Origin of the sequence: Pseudomonas sp. NPDC087029 (assembly GCF_044745345.1) — a bacterium.
GTDB lineage: Bacteria > Pseudomonadota > Gammaproteobacteria > Pseudomonadales > Pseudomonadaceae > Aquipseudomonas > Aquipseudomonas faucium.
The window spans coordinates 100,984-120,274 of the sequence record NZ_JBIVAB010000008.1 but is presented as its reverse complement, the minus strand read 5'-3'; the positions used below and the strand labels follow the sequence as shown (position 1 = coordinate 120,274).

17 protein-coding genes are annotated in these 19,291 nt (G+C 66.3%); 11 read left to right on the top strand and 6 right to left on the bottom strand.

What is annotated here, in order from left to right; genetic code table 11:
- The first annotated feature begins 167 nt into the window (after window positions 1–167).
- From ACIPG5_RS15195 to ACIPG5_RS15160, 8 genes are all read left to right on the top strand, one after another.
- Window positions 168–479, top strand: a complete 312-nt coding sequence (locus tag ACIPG5_RS15195) for a DUF485 domain-containing protein (RefSeq protein ID WP_176517221.1) — start codon at window positions 168–170, stop codon at window positions 477–479.
- Entirely contained in the window at window positions 476–2,140 is a 1,665-nt protein-coding gene (locus tag ACIPG5_RS15190) for a cation acetate symporter (protein ID WP_176517222.1), read from the top strand. The genes ACIPG5_RS15195 and ACIPG5_RS15190 overlap by 4 nt, the downstream gene beginning before the upstream one ends.
- A 199-nt stretch (window positions 2,141–2,339) precedes the next feature.
- Window positions 2,340–2,819, top strand: a complete 480-nt coding sequence (locus ACIPG5_RS15185; RefSeq protein WP_176517223.1) for a CS1 type fimbrial major subunit — start codon at window positions 2,340–2,342, stop codon at window positions 2,817–2,819.
- 99 nt (window positions 2,820–2,918) lie between these two features.
- Complete coding sequence (locus tag ACIPG5_RS15180; RefSeq protein ID WP_176517224.1) at window positions 2,919–5,420, top strand: TcfC E-set like domain-containing protein; 2,502 nt, start codon at window positions 2,919–2,921, stop codon at window positions 5,418–5,420.
- Window positions 5,421–5,497: 77 nt separating this feature from the next.
- Window positions 5,498–6,694 (top strand): hypothetical protein, encoded by a 1,197-nt coding sequence (locus ACIPG5_RS15175; RefSeq protein WP_401376051.1) that lies wholly within the window; start codon window positions 5,498–5,500, stop codon window positions 6,692–6,694.
- Between the two features lie 123 nt (window positions 6,695–6,817).
- Window positions 6,818–7,549, top strand: coding sequence for a molecular chaperone (locus ACIPG5_RS15170; RefSeq protein ID WP_176517226.1), 732 nt, complete (start codon window positions 6,818–6,820; stop codon window positions 7,547–7,549).
- A 9-nt stretch (window positions 7,550–7,558) separates the two neighbouring features.
- Entirely contained in the window at window positions 7,559–8,185 is a 627-nt protein-coding gene (locus ACIPG5_RS15165) for a response regulator transcription factor (protein ID WP_176517227.1), read from the top strand.
- A 26-nt stretch (window positions 8,186–8,211) separates the two neighbouring features.
- Window positions 8,212–8,667 carry an Hpt domain-containing protein gene (locus tag ACIPG5_RS15160; RefSeq protein ID WP_401376048.1) on the top strand — a complete coding sequence of 152 codons (456 nt, stop codon included), beginning with the start codon at window positions 8,212–8,214 and terminating at the stop codon, window positions 8,665–8,667.
- A 42-nt stretch (window positions 8,668–8,709) separates the two neighbouring features.
- On the opposite strand, the gene ACIPG5_RS15155 is transcribed toward ACIPG5_RS15160, so the two are convergent.
- A complete protein-coding gene (locus ACIPG5_RS15155; RefSeq protein ID WP_009682861.1) occupies window positions 8,710–8,862 on the bottom strand; it encodes a DUF3309 family protein in 153 nt (50 codons plus the stop codon).
- 205 nt (window positions 8,863–9,067) lie between these two features.
- Between ACIPG5_RS15155 and ACIPG5_RS15150 the strand changes: the two genes are divergently transcribed.
- Both ACIPG5_RS15150 and csrA read left to right on the top strand, forming a co-directional pair.
- Window positions 9,068–9,877, top strand: a complete 810-nt coding sequence (locus tag ACIPG5_RS15150) for an SDR family oxidoreductase (RefSeq protein ID WP_286914252.1) — start codon at window positions 9,068–9,070, stop codon at window positions 9,875–9,877.
- A 126-nt stretch (window positions 9,878–10,003) separates the two neighbouring features.
- Complete coding sequence (gene csrA, locus ACIPG5_RS15145) at window positions 10,004–10,186, top strand: carbon storage regulator CsrA (RefSeq protein ID WP_236237447.1); 183 nt, start codon at window positions 10,004–10,006, stop codon at window positions 10,184–10,186.
- A 103-nt stretch (window positions 10,187–10,289) separates the two neighbouring features.
- Here the strand turns inward: csrA and ACIPG5_RS15140 are convergent, their stop codons facing one another.
- The 5 genes from ACIPG5_RS15140 to mnmC all read right to left on the bottom strand — a co-directional run bounded on the left by ACIPG5_RS15140 (window position 10,290) and on the right by mnmC (window position 17,583).
- The gene (locus tag ACIPG5_RS15140) at window positions 10,290–10,517 is read right to left on the bottom strand and encodes a YheU family protein (RefSeq protein WP_003252629.1); all 228 of its coding nucleotides are present in this window, start codon (window positions 10,515–10,517) and stop codon (window positions 10,290–10,292) included.
- Between the two features lie 60 nt (window positions 10,518–10,577).
- Window positions 10,578–11,762, bottom strand: coding sequence for an osmoprotectant NAGGN system M42 family peptidase (locus ACIPG5_RS15135; protein ID WP_176517231.1), 1,185 nt, complete (start codon window positions 11,760–11,762; stop codon window positions 10,578–10,580).
- Window positions 11,763–11,857: 95 nt separating this feature from the next.
- Entirely contained in the window at window positions 11,858–13,603 is a 1,746-nt protein-coding gene (gene ngg / locus ACIPG5_RS15130; protein ID WP_401376042.1) for an N-acetylglutaminylglutamine synthetase, read from the bottom strand.
- Between the two features lie 3 nt (window positions 13,604–13,606).
- Window positions 13,607–15,394, bottom strand: a complete 1,788-nt coding sequence (locus ACIPG5_RS15125; protein ID WP_176517233.1) for an N-acetylglutaminylglutamine amidotransferase — start codon at window positions 15,392–15,394, stop codon at window positions 13,607–13,609.
- A gap of 224 nt (window positions 15,395–15,618) precedes the next feature.
- Window positions 15,619–17,583, bottom strand: coding sequence for a bifunctional tRNA (5-methylaminomethyl-2-thiouridine)(34)-methyltransferase MnmD/FAD-dependent 5-carboxymethylaminomethyl-2-thiouridine(34) oxidoreductase MnmC (gene mnmC, locus ACIPG5_RS15120; RefSeq protein WP_401376040.1), 1,965 nt, complete (start codon window positions 17,581–17,583; stop codon window positions 15,619–15,621).
- A 200-nt stretch (window positions 17,584–17,783) separates the two neighbouring features.
- Here mnmC and pap point away from each other — a divergent pair, with 200 nt between their 5' ends.
- Window positions 17,784–19,277 (top strand): polyphosphate:AMP phosphotransferase, encoded by a 1,494-nt coding sequence (gene pap, locus ACIPG5_RS15115; RefSeq protein ID WP_236237451.1) that lies wholly within the window; start codon window positions 17,784–17,786, stop codon window positions 19,275–19,277.
- Window positions 19,278–19,291 lie beyond the last annotated feature (14 nt).

Below are 19,291 nucleotides of genomic sequence, written 5' to 3'. Positions count from 1 at the left end.
TGGGGGCGCCGGCTTGCCGGCGATAAGGCCAAACTGTCCGCTACTTTGTTACTGATCCTGTAAAACAGTGTTGCATCTAAGACTAAGGTCGTCTGGTTGGCGTTCAACGGCAGCATAAAGTGACGGTGTGGGTTCCATCCCCTACCTGTGCTGCTAGGACAAAAACAATGAACGACAGCATTTACCTCTCGATACAAAACAGCCCCCGTTTCAAGGAGCTGGTCAGCAAACGCGAACGGTTCGCCTGGGTCCTCTCGGCGATCATGCTCGGCCTCTACTGCGCCTTCATCCTCCTGATCGCCTACGGTCCTCATCTGCTGGGCGCCAAGCTCAGCCCCGAGTCGTCGATTACCTGGGGCATTCCCCTGGGCGTCGGCCTGATCGTTTCGGCATTCGTCCTGACCGCCATCTACGTGCGCCGCGCCAACGGTGAATTCGATGAGCTGAACAAGGCCATCCTGAAGGAGGCGCAACAATGATTCGCCACGCCAAAGCCCTGGCCGTCCTGGCCTGCGGCGCTTTCGCACCCGCCGTGTGGGCCGCCGATGCCATCAGCGGCGAGGTGCAGAAACAGCCGCTGAACATCTCCGCGATCGCCATGTTCGTGGCCTTCGTCGCCTTCACCCTGGGCATCACCTACTGGGCCTCCAAGCGCAACAAGTCGGCCGCCGACTACTACGCCGCCGGCGGCAAGATCACCGGTTTCCAGAACGGCCTGGCAATTGCCGGCGACTACATGTCGGCGGCCTCGTTCCTGGGTATTTCCGCGCTGGTGTTCACCTCCGGCTACGACGGCCTGATCTACTCGATCGGCTTTCTGGTCGGCTGGCCGATCATCCTCTTCCTGATCGCCGAACGCCTGCGCAACCTGGGCAAGTACACCTTTGCCGACGTGGCCTCGTACCGCCTCGGGCAAAAGGAAATCCGCACCCTGTCGGCCTCCGGCTCGCTGGTGGTGGTGGCCTTCTACCTGATCGCGCAGATGGTCGGCGCCGGCAAGCTGATCGAGCTGCTGTTCGGCCTGGACTACCACGTGGCGGTGATCCTGGTGGGCATCCTGATGTGCCTGTACGTACTGTTCGGCGGCATGCTGGCCACCACCTGGGTGCAGATCATCAAGGCGGTGCTGCTGCTCTCCGGTGCCAGCTTCATGGCGCTGATGGTGATGAAGCACGTGGGCTTCGACTTCAACACGCTGTTCTCCGAGGCAATCAAGGTGCACGCCAAGGGCGAGGCGATCATGAGCCCGGGCGGCCTGGTCAAGGACCCGATCTCGGCCTTCTCCCTGGGCCTGGCGCTGATGTTCGGTACCGCTGGCCTACCGCACATCCTGATGCGCTTCTTCACCGTCAGTGACGCCAAGGAAGCGCGCAAGAGCGTGCTCTACGCCACCGGCTTCATCGGCTACTTCTACATCCTGACCTTCATCATCGGCTTCGGCGCGATCCTGCTGGTCAGCACCAACCCGGACTTCAAGGACGCCGCCGGCGCCCTGCTGGGCGGCAACAACATGGCGGCGGTGCACCTGGCCGATGCCGTGGGTGGCAGCATCTTCCTCGGCTTCATCTCGGCGGTGGCCTTCGCCACCATCCTGGCGGTGGTGGCCGGCCTGACCCTGGCCGGTGCCTCGGCGGTGTCCCATGACCTGTACGCCAGCGTATGGCGCAAGGGCAAGGCCAACGACAAGGACGAGATCCGCGTGTCGAAGATCACCACCGTCGCCCTGGGCGTGCTGGCGATCGGCCTGGGCATCCTGTTCGAGAAGCAGAACATCGCCTTCATGGTGGGCCTGGCGTTCTCCATCGCCGCCAGCTGCAACTTCCCGGTGCTGCTGCTTTCGATGTACTGGAAGAAACTGACCACCCGCGGCGCCATGATCGGCGGCTGGCTGGGCCTGATCAGTGCAGTGACGCTGATGATCCTCGGCCCGACCATCTGGGTGCAGATCCTCGGCCACGAGAAGCCCATCTACCCCTACGAGTACCCGGCGCTGTTCTCGATGGCCATCGCCTTCGTCAGCATCTGGTTCTTCTCGGTCACCGACAAGTCCAAGGCGGCCGACGACGAGCGTGCGCTGTTCTACCCGCAGTTCGTCCGCTCGCAAACCGGCCTTGGGGCCAGTGGCGCGGTTTCGCACTGATACCTGGCTGCACCTGAACCACGCCCCGGCTTGCCGGGGCGTTGTCGTTTCTGGGTGGTGGCATTTTGCATCGCTTGGGAAATTTCTTACATTCGCTGGGAACGGTCTTACTCAACGCACCTGGGCAACCACGAATAATTCGCCTTGCCAACTGCAATAACGCAGTTGCACCAACACCCCCTTTCAAGGAGATCTATTCGTGAAACGTCTTTTCATGGCCCTTCCCCTGGCATTGTTCACCGCCGCCGCCGCCCATGCCGCTGACCCCATCGAAAAGCAGGTTCAAGTCACTGCCCAGGTACCGACCGACAGCTTCTACGTTGAGCCGGTGGGCGGCAACTGGATGAACGACCCGCAGGAACTCGCCTGGAACTCGTTCCGCAGCGAACTGCAACCGGTCAGCAAGCAGCTGCAGGTCAAGAGCACCATCGGCCCGATCTCGGCCTACCTGCTGTCGCCTGCAGCCATCACCAGTGGCGTCAACAGCATCGGCCTGGATGTGAAAGTGGCCGACACCACCCTGTCCACTACCCCCACCGAAGTGATCTCGCAAGCCCAGGCTGCACCGGGCGCGCTGGTTGGCTTCGAGATCGCCGCTCAAGCGGCACCTTCCACCGGCTATGTACCGGGCAGCTACCAAGGCCTTGTCAGCATGATGTTCGAAACCGCCGCGCCGTAAGGCCTGCGACGGCTCAACCTTTCATTCGTTGTGTTACCCGTCCTTCACCCCGGGGTTTGCCTCGGCGGTGAAGGTGGGGCCTGCCTGCCAAATAAGAAAATGACCAAGAACTCATTCATCGCTGCGCTGCGCGGTTTGTTTGGCGTAGGCGCGTTGTCCGCTGCCTTGCCTGCGTGGGCAGATGCACCCCGCTCGGTGGTCCCCGGCCTGGTTCAGGCCGAGGGCCTGCCGCGCGAATTCGAAGGGCACTTTTTCGAGGTGCCGCTGGCGGTCCGGGTCGACCTCGATGGCCGCTACCTGGGCGACGCGATGGTGGTGCTGTCGCGCGACCAGCGCGTGCAACTGCTCGAATTCACCGAAACCCTGGACAGCACCGAGCCTGAAAGCCTGCGCCGTCGCTGGCAGGAGCGGCTGGCTGACGGCCGGCCGTTGGGCGATTGCCAAAGCGACTGCGTCGATGGCTTGCGTGCCTTGCACTACAGCCTGGTCAACTCGCAGTTGTCGGTGCTCACCGACCAGGCCGAAGCCAAGGACGTTGCCGCCCGCTATCACCGCCTGCCTGAACAGGGCAGCCATGGCCTGCTGCTGCGCAACCAGCTCAACCTGGTTGGCGATGGCCGCGAGACCAGCGGCCGCTATGCCTTGCAAGGCCAGACCAGCCTCGGCAACTGGACCGGCGTCGCCGATGGCCAGCTCGACCGCGGCAGCGACAGCGAACAGGGCACCCGCTACCGCCTCGACCAGCTGTACAGCGAACGGCTGCACGAGGACCACTTCTACCGCCTGGGCTACTTCACCCCGGCCGCTCAAGGCCTGGCGCGCCAGCCGCGTTCATTCGGCAGCAGCCCGGATACCACCTTGGGCGTGATGTTCGGCAGCAGCGACAGCCTTGCCATCGACATCGCCAGCCCCAGCGCCACCCCCATCTACGTCACCCCGGACCGCCCGGGCGTGGTGGAGATCTACCGCAATGGCGTGCTGATCAACAGCCAGCCGGTACAACCCGGCCTGCAGACCCTGGACACGCGGGTGCTGCCCGGCGGCATCTACGAGGTCGAGGTGCGCCTGGTCGAAGATGGCCAGGTCAGTTCACGCACCCAGGAATTCATCTACAAACCGTCCAACTGGAGCGCCACCGATTCACGCTGGCGCTACAACGCCTACCTCGGGCGCCAGGACAGCCTGCTGAACAATTGGCAGGACGATTACCAGGACAGCCTCAGCGCCGGCCTCATGGCCAACTACCTGCTGCACCCGCGCGCCGTGCTGGGGCTTTCGGCCCAGCGCATCGACGATCGCCTGCAATACGGCACCTCGCTGGACTGGACCCCGCGCGACCGCACCACGCTGTACGCCAACGTCTTCGAGACCCAGGGCTACGGCACCGGATACGACCTGCAGGGCATCTTCAGCCACGACCTGGGGTCGCTGGTGCTCAGCCACAACCGCTCGTGGATCGAAGCGGCGCGCGACCTCGATGGCGGCCCGATCCGCCAGCAGAACAGCCAGACCTCGCTGTCGCTGAACCAGCGCCTGGACTCACGCCACACCGCGACCGTGCGGGTGGCGCGCAGCAGTGGCGAGTCCAGCGGCATGAGCTATGACGTGGGCTGGTCGTACTTCGGCAAGCTCGGCGGCTCCGATGCCACCTGGCGCTTGTCGCTGTTCGACCGGCCGGGTACCCGTGCCACCGACGAGCAACGCAGCCGCGGCGTCAACCTGAGCCTGAGCATGAGCCTGGGCGAGCCGGGCAAGCGCATTTCGGCGAGCGTCGGCAGCCGCACCTCGCGCGATGGTGGCCGCGACCAGAATGCCTCGGTGTCGTACCAGCAGGACGTCGAGCTCGGCGCGCTGCGAACGCTCACCGCCACCACCACGCTGGACCGCTACGGCGCAGGCCTGGCGGGCCATGCCAACTTCGAGAACCCGTTGCTGCATGGGGATGCCTATGTCCAGCAGTCGTCCTACAACGGCGAGGTCAGTGGCGGGCTGAACCTGGAAAGCATGGTGGCGGTCGGCGCTGGCAAGGTGGCCATGAGCGGCCAGTACCTGCCCCACGAAGCCGGCCTGATCGTCGACGTCGACACCGACTTGCCCGACCTGCGCCTGCGTGCCGATGACCACTTGGGAAGCAGCGCACGACTGCATCCAGGGCGCAACATCATCCCGGTCACCGCGTTCAAATCGGGCCATGTGCAGTTCGACTTCGAAGAAGGCGAGAGCACGGCGGCGGTGATCCAGCCCTCGAGCGTCGACTACCACCTCAACCGCGGCGGCGTGGAGTATCGCCAACTGCACGTGATGCGCACGGTCACCGTGCTGGGGCGCCTGCTCGATGCCCAGGGGCAACCCATGCGCGGTGCGCTGGTGATGAACCACGCCAGCCGCGGGGTCAGCGAGGTGGACGGGCACTTCACCGTGGAAATGAGCGAATCCACCCCGACCCTGGAGATCCGCAGCGCCGGCGCCGCTGCCTGCCTGCTCAAACTCGACCCGGCGGGCCTGCAGCGCGAAGACGACGTACTGCTGGCCGGCGACTTGCGCTGCGTGCCCAAAGGTTGGGCCAGCACGGCGGCCAACGGCGAGGGAGGGGAGAGCTGATGAGGCTGCTTACCGTTGGCGCCCGGCCAGTGCCGGGCCAGGCCCCGCACGCCATCGCACACACAAGGAACCTGCCGATGCCCGCTGTACCTGTACCACGCCCGCGCCTGGCGCGCTGGCTCCTGGCCTTGCTCGGCCTGTCGGCGCTGCTGCCAGCCGACGCGGCGCAGGTCACCTTCACCGCCAAGTACCGCGGCGAAGCCAGTGGCCGGTTCGAGAACACCACGCGCCAGGCAGGCTTTTGTGGCCAGTGGCCAACCCACTGCATGGGTGTGCAGACGGTCGGCCTGCCGGTCTCCTATATGAAAACTTCGATCGCCCATGCGCCGGACCTGCGTGACCAGTACTACGTCAAGTTGCCGGGCCGGCGCACGATCCTGGTGACCAACCCGCAGACAGGCGACTCGTATCCGATGACCTTCGAGATCCTGTCCGTCAGCCAGAGGGTGTACGAGGCGAGCGAGAAGAACCCGGTATTCACGCGCTACCCCCAAGGTGGCTGTACCTACAAGGTCACCTACTGGACCAATGTGGGTTGGACCATGTACCTGTGGGATGTGCGCACCCCGCAACAACCCCAGCCCTGTACCTCGCACGCCACCGATGCTGCTTACGGCGAAACCGTGCGCACCTACGTGAGCGATCTGGCAGTGGCCTACCGCCTGAGCATGCCTTCGCCCCTGGCCATGAAGCCTGGCCTGTACCTGGGCAGCGAAACCTATACGGTCGGTGCGGGCATGGACTTCGATTTCGGCAACAACGTCGAAAGCCTCAACACCAACAGCATGACCCTGAACTTCGAGCTGGACGTGCAGCATGCCTTCGTCATCGACTTCCCCCCTGGCTCGGAACGTGCGGTGCTCGAGCCGCCTGGCGGCTGGTCAGGCTGGCTGTCGCGTGGGCAGCCGCCGCAGCGCTTGTCGCGCGATCTGTTGTTCCAGATCTGGTCGAGCGGGCCGTTCACCGCCTACAAGATGTGCCAGTACCCGGTGGGCGAGCGCTGCGGGATCCGCAATGCGGCCAACCACGAGGTGCCGGTCAAGGTGGGGGTGAGCATGCCCAATGGCGTGCGCCACGCCGGCAATGACGTACGCAAGCTCGACCTGCCCACCGGACGTGGCTCGGCGCTGTCGTTCGAGGCGGTGGCGACCGTGTTCAACCGTGCCGGGCAGCTGAACTTCGAGGTGGAGCGCGAGCATGTGCAAGAGATGCTCGAGCACCCGGGCAGTACGTACCGCGGTGATGTGACGGTGGTGTTCGATGCCGAGATGTGAGGGGCAGTTTGGGATCCGTCCTACTCGCGTGGGCGACTTTTCCTACTGGTGCGCAAGGGACACTCGGGCGAATTCACTCGATAATATCAATATGACATCACTCGTTCTCGCTGGAGGCTTGAAATGAATGCCCGTTGCATGATCGCTGTTCTGCTGTGGTTGCCCTCGATTACCCTGGCCGCGCCCGAAATCAATGTGGGTGCGCTGTATGACTACCTCGGCGCAGGCAAGAGCACCCTGCTCAAGCGCGTGCGCAATGGTGGCGATACCACTGCCTTCGTCAAGGTCAGCGTTGCCGAGCTGGTCTACGACCGCGAGGGCAACCCGCGGGAAATCGACCAGGAGAGCCTGCCCCTGGCCGAGCGTGGCGTGGTGGCGAGCCCGGCACGGCTGATCGTGCCGGCCAAGGGTATGCAGGCGGTACGCCTGCTGTACCGCGGCGACCGGCAGGCCGAGCGCTACTTCCGCCTGCGCTTCGTGCCCGTGCTCCCGGAAACCCAGGACGGCTTCAACCTCTCCGAGGCGCAGGCCGAGGAGTACCGCGAAGGGCTCAAGGCCGGCGTCAACCTGCTGGCCGGCTATGGCACGCTGTTGTTCGTGCGGCCCAACCAGATGCGTTTCGACACCCCGATCGACGAGCAGCCGGCGCAGTTCTCCGTGCGCAACAGCGGCAACAGCACGGTGATCCTCGACCACGTTCGCCATTGCAGCAACGATGGCCAGCGCTGCGACACCACCACCAAGCACCACCTGCTGCCGGGCCGCGACCGGGTGTTCCCGCGCCAGGCCGGCTGGGCCTACCAGTTCGAGCTGATCGAGGGCGATCGCCGGCGTGAACTGGCGATCGGCGGCTGAGGGGTGCCCATGTCCAAGGTCCTGGTCGTCGATGATCACCCCTTCATACGCGCCAGCGTGTGCATGCAACTGCGCCAGGACCAGCATGAGGTGGTCGGCCAGGCTGACAATGGCGTCGATGCCGTGCGCCTGGCCCGCGAATGCAGCCCCGACATCGTCATTCTCGACCTGCTCATCCCAGGCCTGGACGGCCTGGAGGTGATCAGCCGGATCAAGGGGCTGGAGCGGCCTTGCAAGCTGCTGGTGCTGACCTCGCAGCCGGCCGAGAACTATTCGCTGCGCTGCATGAAGGCCGGCGCCTCGGGCTTCGTCTCCAAGACCGACGACCTGGTTGCCCTGAGCAAGGCCGTGGTGGCGGTGCTTTCGGGCTACACCTTCTTCCCGGCGGTGGCGCTGAGCACGGTCAACCGCCGCGAGCTCGAGGACGACGAGGCGCAAAGCATCGCCCGCTTGAGCGACCGCGAACTGGTGATCCTGCAGCAATTGGCCAAGGGCATGAGCAACAAGGCGATCGGCGAGGCCATGCTGCTGAGCAACAAGACCATCAGCACCTACAAGGCCCGCCTGATCGAGAAGCTCAAGGTGGCCTCGCTGATCGACCTGGCCGACTTCGCGCGCCGCAACGGCGTGATTTGAGTGAACAATGCTGTCTGGGGGCAGGCATGGACGTGTGCTGCTTCAAGCCACCGCCTTTGGCCAAGCTGAGGCGCCCGCCGCAGCGCAACGTGGCGGCACGGGCCGAGGGCCTGGGTTTCGACCTTGATGAGTTGAGGCGGCTGACAGGAGGGGACCGGCGCGTGCTGGGCACGCTGCTGCAGGAACTGTTGCGGGTCAACCGCGATGACCTGCGCCGCTTGCGTCAGTACCTGGCCCGGCGTGACCTGGTGGGCCTGGCGGCCATGGCGCACCGGATCAAGGGGGCGGTCAGGATGATTCGTGCGCAGGAGGTGATGGATGCCTGCGAGGGGCTCGAAGCCGTTTGCCAAGAGGTGTCGCAGGTGAACGCCGAAGTGGCCTGCAAGTTGCGCGAGTTGATCAATGCGGTCATCTGCCTTGAGGTACGCGTGCGGCGCTATCAGACCAACTTGCGGCAAAAGCCGGCCAAGCCGATGGGCTGACCTGGGCTGGCCAGCGGTGAGCCAGCCCAGGCCTGCCCTCGGTCATATGCGGCCGAGCAACAACAGGACCAACAGCACCACCAGCACCACGCCGACGATGCCGGATGGGCCGTAGCCCCAGCTGCGCGAGTGGGGGAAGACCGGCAAGCCGCCGATCAGCAGCAGGATCAGGATGATGATGAGGATCGTGGTCATGGGCGAAGTCCTTGCGTGGTGGGGGGGCAGGGCCTCGTACAACTGGCCTCTTGTAATTCGGACCGGTGCCGCTTGCGAAAGATTCCATCGGCAAGGCACTGACCGCCAGGTCATGCTCGCCCATTCACTACCCTGATGGACCCTGCCACGCGCCAACGCCTTGATTAGACTGGCCTGACAACCCATCAGCACAAGGCTTGCCACCATGCACAACCGCATCATGATCACCGGCGCCGGGTCCGGCCTTGGCCGCGAGATCGCCCTGCGCTGGGCGCGCGAGGGCTGGCGCCTGGCGCTGGCCGACGTCAACGAGCCTGGCCTGCGCGACACCCTGGAGCTTGTGCGCCAAGCAGGCGGCGAGGGCTTCGTGCAGCGCTGCGATGTGCGCGACTACAGCCAGCTCACGGCCCTGGCCCAGGCCTGCGAGGAGAAGTTCGGCGGCATCGATGTGATCGTCAACAACGCCGGCGTTGCCTCGGGCGGGTTCTTCGCCGAGCTGTCGCTGGAGGACTGGGACTGGCAGATCGCGGTCAACCTGATGGGCGTGGTCAAGGGCTGCAAGGCCTTCCTGGCGCTGCTCGAGCGCAGCAAAGGGCGCATCGTCAACGTGGCGTCCATGGCCGCGTTGATGCAGGGGCCGGGCATGAGCAACTACAACGTGGCCAAGGCCGGCGTGCTGGCGCTGTCGGAAAGCCTGCTGGTGGAGCTGCGCCAGGTGGAAGTGGCGGTGCATGTGGTGTGCCCGTCGTTCTTCCAGACCAACCTGCTCGACTCGTTCCGCGGCCCGAACCCGGCGATGAAGGCCCAGGTTGGCAAACTGCTCGAAGGCTCGCCCATCAGCGCGGCGGATATCGCCGATTACATTCACCAGCAGGTGGCGGCGGGCGAGTTCCTGATCCTGCCCCACGAGGCCGGGCGCCAGGCGTGGCAGCTCAAGCGGCAGGCGCCGGAGAAGCTGTACGACGAGATGGCGGACATGGCCGTGAAGATGCGCGCCAAGGCGCAAACACGCTGATTGCAGGAAGCGTCTGTAGGGAATTTTACCCGCGCGCGTAGGGCGCTTCTGGATTTCCCTGGAGGCGTTGAGTTGCGGAATTTACCCATGCAATCTCCGGTTTTTCCTGTTGCCGGAGGGTGCAGCATGTTGGTCATAGGGCGCGAAGTGGGGGAGGTCATCACCATCGGTGACGACATCCAGATCAAGGTGGTGGAAACCCGCGATGGCATGGTGCGCTTCGGCGTCAGTGCGCCGCGCGACGTGTCGGTGCATCGGGCCGAGGTGTACAAGCGGATCAAGGCGGGGGAGGGGCGCAAGCCGGGCTAGGTGTGTCAGTGATGGCGCCATCGCCGGCAAGCCGGCTCCCACAGGTTCACCGCTGCATTTGAGGGCAGTGGGGTGCCTGTGGGAGCGAAAGGGCCGGCACTGATCAGTCGAGCAACTCGCGCGGCACATCATGCTTGGCCAGCAGCTGGCACTGCTGGCTCTCCAGGTCGAAGAGGATGAACGCCTGGCCCTTGGCCAACGCCTGGCGCACCCGCAGCACGCGGGTTTCCAGCGGCGTGTCGTCGCCATTGTCGGTGCCGTCGCGGGTGACGAAATCCTCGATCAGGCGGGTCAGGGTTTCGGCTTGCAGTTGGTCATAAGGGATCAGCATGGCAGCGTTCGGCTTCGTGGAAGAATCGGCCAATGCTACGCCAAACCCGGTACCCCTTGCTCATCCCTTGTTCCCCACCAGGCTGTCGACGGCCGGCACCCGGGTGTCGCTCTCCATCTGCGCATCGTGTTCGAGCTGGTGGCTGAAGCGCTCGAGCGAGGCATTGGCCGGGTTCGAATCGCTGGCGAACACCGGCGGGCTCAGCAGGTAGCCCGACAGCAGGCGGCTGAGCGCGGCCAGGCTGTCGATGTGGGTGCGCTCGTAGCCGTGGGTGGCGTCGCAGCCGAACGCCACCAGCGCGGTGCGGATGTCGTGGCCGGCGGTCACGGCCGAATGGGCGTCGCTGAAGTAGTAGCGGAACACGTCGCGGCGTACCGGCAGGTCCTGGTCGCCCGCGAGCTTCAGCAGGTGGCGCGACAGGTGGTAGTCATAGGGGCCGGAGGAGTCCTGCATCGCCACGCTCACCGCGTGTTCGCTGGAGGCCTGGCCGGGCGCCACCGGGGCGATGTCGATGCCGACGAATTCGCTGACGTCCCAGGGCAGGGCGGCGGCAGCGCCAGAGCCGGTTTCCTCGGTGATGGTGAACAGCGGGTGGCAGTCGATCAGCGGCTGGCGGCCACTTTCCACCACCGCCTTGAGCGCTGCCAGCAAGGCCGCCACGCCGGCCTTGTCGTCCAGGTGGCGGGCGCTGATATGGCCGCTTTCGGTGAACTCCGGCAACGGGTCGAAGGCGACGAAATCGCCGACGGCGATGCCCAGCGCCTCGCAGTCGGCGCGGGTGGTGCAGTAGGCATCCAGGCGCACTTCCACGTGTTCCCAGCTGATCGGCATCTGGTCGATGGCGGTGTTGAAGGCGTGCCCGCTGGCCATCAGCGGCAGCACGCTGCCGCGGTACACGCCGGTGTCGGTGAACACGCTGACCCGGCTGCCTTCGGCGAAGCGGCTCGACCAGCAGCCCACCGCCGCCAGGGCCAGCCGGCCGTTGTCCTGCACCTGGCGCACGCTGGCGCCGATGGTGTCGAGGTGGGCCGAGACGGCGCGGTCGGGCGAGCTCTGCCGGCCCTTGAGGGTGGCGCGGATGGTGCCGCGCCGGGTCAGCTCGAAGGGGATGCCGAGTTCGTCCAGGCGTTCGGCCACGTAGCGCACGATGGTGTCGGTGAAGCCGGTGGGGCTGGGGATCGCGAGCATCTCCAGGAGCACGCGCTTGAGGTAGTCGAGGTCGGGTTCGGGGAGGTGTTCAGGCATGGGTACTCCTTGGTTCAGCGTTGGCCCTATCGCCGGCAAGCCGGCTCCCACAGGGTTGGGCGGGGCCTTTGTGGCGGCGATAGGGCCAGTGAAGATCACGCCAACGGCCGGCTATGGGGGAACAGCAGGTCGACGAAGCGTTCGGCGGTAGGTTGCGGTTCGTGGTTGGCCAGCCCGGCCCGCTCATTGGCTTCGATGATCACGTAGTCCGGGCTTTCGGCATCGCGCACCATCAGGTCCAGCCCCACCACCGGAATCTCCAGCGCCCGGGCCGCCCGCACGGCGGCGTCGGCCAGCACCGGGTGCAGGCGTTCGGTCACGTCTTCCAAGGTGCCGCCGGTATGCAGGTTGGCGGTGCGGCGCACGGCCAGGCGCTGGCCGGCGGGGAGCACGCTGGCGTAGTCGAAGCCAGCATCACGCAGCGTGCGCTCGGTCTCGTCGTCCAGCGGGATGCGGCTTTCGCCGCCGGTGGCGGCCTGGCGGCGGCGGCTCTGGGCGTCGATCAGCGCCTTGACGCTGTGCTTGCCGTCGCCCACCACCTGGGCCGGGTGGCGGATGGCGGCGGCCACCACCTCGTAGCCGATTACCACGATGCGCAGGTCATGGCCTGGGTGGAAGCTCTCCAGCAGCACCCGGCTGTCGAAGCGCCGGGCCTGGTCGATGGCCTGGCTGACTTCGTCATAGCTCGTGAGGTTCACCGCCACGCCCTGGCCCTGTTCGCCATCCACCGGCTTGACCACCACCGCGCCATGCTCGTCGAGAAAGGCCAGGTTGTCGTCGGCATTGCCGGCCAGTTGCTGCATCGGCACCTGCAGGCCGGCCGCATGCAGGGTTTGCTGGGTCAGGCGCTTGTCCTGGCAGAGGGTCATGCTGACCGCGCTGGTCAGGTCGCTGAGCGATTCGCGGCAACGCACCCGGCGCCCGCCCAGGCTCAGGGTGAACAAGCCGCCGGCGGCGTCGTCGACCTGCACCTCGATGCCGCGCCGGTAGGCTTCGTCGACGATGATGCGGGCATAGGGGTTGAGCGTGGCCTCAGGGCCCGGGCCGAGAAACAGTTGCTGGTTGATGCCGTTCTTGCGCTTGACGGCGAAGGTCGGCAGGTCGCGAAAGCCGAGCTTCTTGTACAGGCGCTTGGCCTGGCGGTTGTCGTGCAGCACCGACAGGTCGAGGTAGGCCAGGCCACGGCTCATGAAGTGTTCGATCAAATGGCGCACCAGCACTTCGCCGACGCCCGGGCGGGTGCACTGCGGGTCCACGGCCAGGCACCACAGGCTGCTGCCGTGTTCCGGGTCGTCGAATGCCTTGCTGTGGTTCAGGCCCATCACGCTGCCGATCACCGCACCGCTGTCTTCATCCTCGGCCAGCCAGTACACCGGCCCGCCTAGGTGGCGTGGGGTGAGCAGCTCGGGCTGCACCGGCAGCATGCCGCGGGCCTGGTACAGGCCGTTGATGGCCTGCCAGTCGGCCTCGGCCTGCGCGCGGCGGATGCGAAAGCCGCGGAACACCCGCTGCGCCTGGCGGTAGTCGGTGAACCACAGGCGCAGGGTATCGGAGGGGTCGAGAAACAGCTGGTGCGGCGCCTGGGCCAGCAGTTGCTGGGGGGCCGCCACGTACAGGGCAATGTCGCGCTCGCCGGGTTGCTCTTGCTGCAGCGCCTCGGCCAGGCTCGCCGGGTCCGGGTAGGTGTGCCCGATCAGCAGGCGGCCCCAGCCGCAGTGCAGGGCACGCGGCTGGTCGTGGGGCTCGCTGCCGTCGCCGGCCAGGCGCGCCTGCAGGCGCTCGTAGGACGGCGCCTGGCCACGCAGCAGGCGCTGGCCGTAAGCGATTTCATGGGCTTTCATCGGTCAGATTCCTTGTTCGCTGAGCCACAGGTTCAGCGCCGCCAGCTGCCACAGCTTGGAGCCGCGCAGTGGGGTGAGCTGGCCGTGCGGGTTGCTCAGCAGGCGGTCGAGCATGGCCGGGTTGAACAGCCCGCGATCTTGGCTTGGGTCGGTCAGCAGCTCGCGCACCCAGTCCAGCGTGGCGCCTTGCAAGTGCTTGAGGCCGGGGACCGGGAAGTAGCCTTTCTTGCGGTCGATCACCTCGTGGGGGATCACCCGCCGTGCGGCCTGCTTGAGCACCTGCTTGCCGCCATCGGGCAGCTTGAAGCGGGCTGGAATGCGCGCCGACAGCTCCACCAGGCGATAGTCGAGGAACGGCGTGCGCGCCTCCAGGCCCCAGGCCATGGTCATGTTGTCGACCCGTTTGACCGGGTCGTCGACCAGCATCACCGTGCTGTCCAGGCGCAGCGCCTTGTCCACGGCATCCGGCGCACCGGGGCGGGCGAAATGCTCGCGGACGAAATCGCCGGCGGCGTCGGTTTCCAGCAGCCACGGCGCTTGCACGGTGTCGCGGTATTCGTCGTGGCTGCGGTCGAAGAAGGCCGCGCGGTAGGCGCCAAAGGCGTCTTCGGCGCCGTCCACCTGCGGGTACCAGTGGTAGCCGGCGAACAGCTCGTCGGCGCCCTGGCCGCTTTGCACGCCCTTGCAGTGCTTGGCCACTTCCCGCGAGAGCAGGTAGAAGGCGATGCAGTCGTGGCTGACCATCGGTTCGCTCATGGCGCGGAAGGCAGCCGGCAGCTGGTCGATGATTTCACTTTCGGCGATGCGCAGCTTGTGGTGGCGGGTGCCGTAGTGGCGGGCGATCAGGTCGGAGTACTGGAACTCGTCGCCGCGTTCGCCGCCGGCATCCTCGAAGCCGATCGAGAACGTCGACAGGTCATCCACGCCGACTTCGCGCAGCAGGCCGACCAACAGGCTCGAGTCGACACCGCCGGAGAGCAGCACGCCAACGTCCACGGCGGCGCGCTGGCGGATCGCCACGGCGTCGCGGGTGGCGTCGAGCACGCGGGTGGTCCAGCCTTCCAGGTCGAGGTCGCGTTCGTCCGGGTGGGGGCCGTAGTGCAGCTGCCACCAGGTCTGGCGCTCGACTTCACCATGGCGGTCGATGCGCATCCAGGTACCGGGCTCGAGCTTTTGCACATTGGCCAGCAAGGTGCGCGGCGCGGGCACCACGGCGTGGAAGTTGAGGTAGTGGTTGAGCGCCACCGGGTCGATCATCGGGTCGATGTCGCCACCCTTGAGCAACGCCGGCAGGGTCGAGGCAAAGCGCAGCCGCTCGCCGTTGCGCGACAGGTACAGGGGTTTGACGCCCAGGCGGTCGCGGGCCAGGAACAGGCGCTGGTTGTCGCGCTCCCAGATGGCCAGGGCGAACATGCCGTTGAGCTTGGGCAGCAAGGCCGCGCCCCAGGCGTGGTAGCCCTTGAGCAGCACCTCGGTGTCACCGTCGGAGCAGAAGCTGTAGCCCAGCTCCTGCAGCTCCTGGCGCAGCTCTGGGAAGTTGTAGATGGCGCCGTTGAAGGCCAGGGCCAGGCCCAGGGGGTTGTCGACCATCGGCTGCGCCGAGCCGTCGGACAAATCCATGATCTTCAGCCGTCGATGGCCGAGCGCGATCGGGCCCTGGCTATGGAAGCCCCAGGCATCCGGGCCGCGAGGGGCCAGGTGATGGGTGATGCGCTCTACCGCGGCGAGGTCCGCCGGGCGAGGGGCTTGGTCGATGGGGGTGAAACGCAACTCTCCTGCTAATCCGCACATAGGTCCTTACCGGTTTTTCCGTTGGGGAATCAGTGCCCCGGATTAGGGCACGTGTAAGGAACTGACCTGGGTGAATTGCGAGAGTTTTAGATCGATCTGTTATATGGAAGGGGCCGCGCTGCCGCCCAATCGCCGGCAAGCCGGCTCCCACAGGGGTCTCCACAGGCATATGGAACCGCTGTGGGAGCCGGCTTGCCGGCGATTGGGCTGCCAAGCAGCCCCGTTCACTTACCGCGAATCAACTTGCGCAGCGCAAAGCGGTTCGGGTGGCACGCCTCGGCCACCGCGCGGGGCAGCGGCAACGGCTCGGCACTGGCCCACGCCGCGATCAGCTCGCCGGCCAACGGCGCCGTGATCAGCCCCCGCGAGCCATGCCCGCTGTTCACATACAAACCCTCCAGCCACGGGCACGGCACCTCGGGCACCTGCCGTGCATCCTTGGCCAGCGCGGCATAGGCCTCGGCAAAGGCGCCGGCGTCGGCGAGCGGGCCGACGATCGGCAGGTAGTCCGGGCTGGTGCAGCGAAACGCCGCGCGCCCCTGGAGCTGTTCGGGTGCTAGTGACGCCGTGCCCAGCCGCTCGGCCAGGTCGAGGGAGATTTCGTCGAGCATCGCCAGGTTGCCCTGGTGCTCGGCCACGGTCGGCGTCAGGTCGTCGCTGTGGAAGTCGAAGCTGGCGCCCAGGGTGTGTTCGTCGCCCCGTGGCGGCGCCACATAGCCCTCGGCGCAGACCACGGTGCGCAGTGCGCGGCTTGCCGCAGTGGCCGGCAAGCGGGTGATCTGCCCGCGGATGCGCTTGAGCGGCAATGCCGCGCACGGCTCGAAGCGCCGCACATCGGCGGCACCGGCGAGCACCACCAGTGGCGCGCTGGCCAGCAGCTGTTCGCCCTCCCAGGCTTGCCAGAGGCCGTCGACCTTGCGCAGCTCGAGCACGTCTTGATGGAGGCGTACCTGAATGTTCGGGTGCTGCAGTTGTGCCTGGCACAAGGCCGGCGGATGCACCCAGCCGCCCTGCGGATAGAACAGCCCGCCTGCAGGCAGCGCCACACCGGCAATCGCCTCGGCTTCAGCCTGCTCCAGCGTGCGCAGCAGGCCGCTGTCGAAAGCCTCGGCGAGCTTGGCCTGGCGCTCGGCTTCCTTGCTGTCGAAGGCCAGTTGCAGCACACCGCAGGCGTCCCAGTCCTGGCCTTTGGGCAAGCGTTCGAGCTGGCGGCGGGTGTAGCCGAAGCCGGACAGGATCATCTGCGACAGCGCCGTGCCATGGGCCGACAGCTTCAGGTACAGCACCCCTTGCGGGTTGCCCGAGGCTTCCTGGGCAGGGGCGGCGTGGCGCTCCAGCACGGTGACCTGCCAGCCACGGCGGGCCAGGCTGGCGGCCGTGGCGCTGCCGGCGAGCCCGGCGCCGATCACCAGTGCCTGGCGCGGGCCTGGCAATGGGGCAGGGCGCGCGTACCAGGGGGCGCCGGGGCCGGGGAGGGGGCCGACGTAGGCGCCGCTCATCACCTCCCACTTCTTGCCGATGCCCGGCACCTTCTTCATGGCAAAGCCCGCCTCGACCAGGCTGCGGCGTACCCAGCCGGTGGTGGTGAAGGTGCCCAGCACAGTGCCCGGGTGCGACAGCCGCGCCAGCTGCGCGAACAGCTCCGGTGTCCACATGTCGGGGTTCTTGGCGGGGGCGAAGCCGTCGAGGAACCACACGTCGATCTGCGCATCGAGTTGCGGCAGCTGTTCCAGCACATCGCCGATCAACAGGGTGAGGGTGACCCGGCCTTCGGCGAAGGCGAATTGCTGGAAGCCCGGGTGCACCGCCACGTACTGCGCCAGCAGCGGCTCGGTGTAGGCGGCAAGCTCTGGCCACAGGCGAACGGCGCGGGCCATGTCGGCGTGGCCGAGGGGGTATTTTTCGACGCTGACGAAGTGCAGGCGCGCATCGCTGTGCGCGTGCTGCTCGAACAGCTGCCAGGCGCAGAAGAAATTCATGCCGGTGCCAAAACCGGTTTCGCCGATCACCACGCAGGTGTGCGGCGCCAGGTTGGCAAAGCGCTCGGCCAGGCGGGTCTGGCCGAGGAACACGTGCTGGGTTTCCTCGATGCCTTCGTTGACCGCGAAATAGACGTCGTCGTATTGCCGCGAATGGGGGCGGCCCTGGTCGTCCCAGTCGATCTGGGCGTGTTGCAGAAGGGTGGACATGGTTGGCTCGGTTGCAGCGGATGTGCGGATTTTATGCCATCTGCCGGATTTGCGCTGTGCCAGTAATGGCCCAATCGCCGGCAAGCCGGCTCCCACCAGGAACCTGCCGAACCTTGTGGGAGCCGGCTTGCCGGCGATTGGGCCTTTACAGCCCCCGAGGAAAATCCGCTAGTCTTGCTAATCCAATGAAGGAGCCCAGCATGTTCGAATCCGCGGAAATCGGTCACAGCATCGACAAGGAAACCTACGAGGCCGAAGTGCCCGCCCTGCGCGAGGCGCTGCTCGAAGCCCAGTACGAACTCAAGCAGCAGGCGCGGTTCCCGGTGATCGTGCTGATCAACGGCATCGAAGGCGCCGGCAAGGGCGAGACGGTCAAGCTGCTGAACGAGTGGATGGACCCGCGCATGATCGATGTGCTCACCTTCGACCAGCAGACCGACGAAGAACTGGCCCGGCCCCCGGCCTGGCGCTACTGGCGCGCCCTGCCGCCGAAAGGGCGGATGGGCGTGTTCTTCGGCAACTGGTACAGCCAGATGCTCCAGGGGCGGGTGCACGGGGTGTTCAAGGATGCCGTGCTCGACCAGGCCATCGCCGGTGCCGAGCGCCTGGAGCAGATGCTCTGCGATGAAGGCGCGCTGATCATCAAGTTCTGGTTCCACCTGTCCAAGAAACAGATGAAGGCGCGCCTCAAGGCGCTCAAGGACGACCCGCTGCACAGCTGGCGGATCAGCCCGCTGGACTGGCAGCAATCGGAAACCTACGACCGTTTCGTGCGCTTCGGCGAGCGCGTGCTGCGCCGCACCAGCCGCGACTACGCGCCCTGGCACATCGTCGAAGGCGCCGACCCGCACTACCGCAGCCTGGCGGTCGGGCGCATCCTGCTGGACAGCCTGCAGGCGGCGCTGGCGGTCAACCCCAAGGGCAAGCACCAGGGCAACATCGCCCCGCTGGGCCGCAGCATCGACCAGCGCAACCTGCTTGGCGCGCTGGACATGACCCTGCGCCTGGACAAGCAGGACTACCAGGAGCAACTGGTGACCGAACAGGCGCGCCTGGCCGGCTTGCTGCGCCACAAGCACATGCGCCGGCATGCCCTGGTGGCGGCCTTCGAAGGCAACGATGCCGCTGGCAAGGGCGGCGCCATCCGCCGCGTGGCGGCCGCGCTGGACCCGCGCCAGTACCGCATCGTGCCGATTGCCGCGCCCACCGAGGAGGAGCGTGCGCAGCCCTACCTGTGGCGCTTCTGGCGGCACATCCCGGCACGCGGCAAGTTCACCATCTTCGACCGCTCGTGGTACGGGCGGGTGCTGGTCGAGCGGGTCGAGGGCTTCTGCACGCCCAATGACTGGATGCGCGCCTACAGTGAAATCAACGACTTCGAGGAGCAGTTGGTGAACGCCGGCGTGGTGGTGGTCAAGTTCTGGCTGGCGATCGACCAGCAGACCCAGCTGGAGCGCTTCGAGGAGCGTGAGCAGATCCCGTTCAAGCGCTACAAGATCACCGAGGACGACTGGCGCAACCGCGACAAGTGGGACCTGTACGTCGATGCGGTGGGCGACATGGTCGACCGCACCAGCAGCGAGATCGCGCCATGGACATTGATTGAAGCCAATGACAAGCGCTGGGCCCGGGTGAAGGTGCTGCGCACCATCAACGAGGCGCTGGAAGCGGCGTTCGCCAAGCACAAGAAGTAAGCCTGCATGCCGCC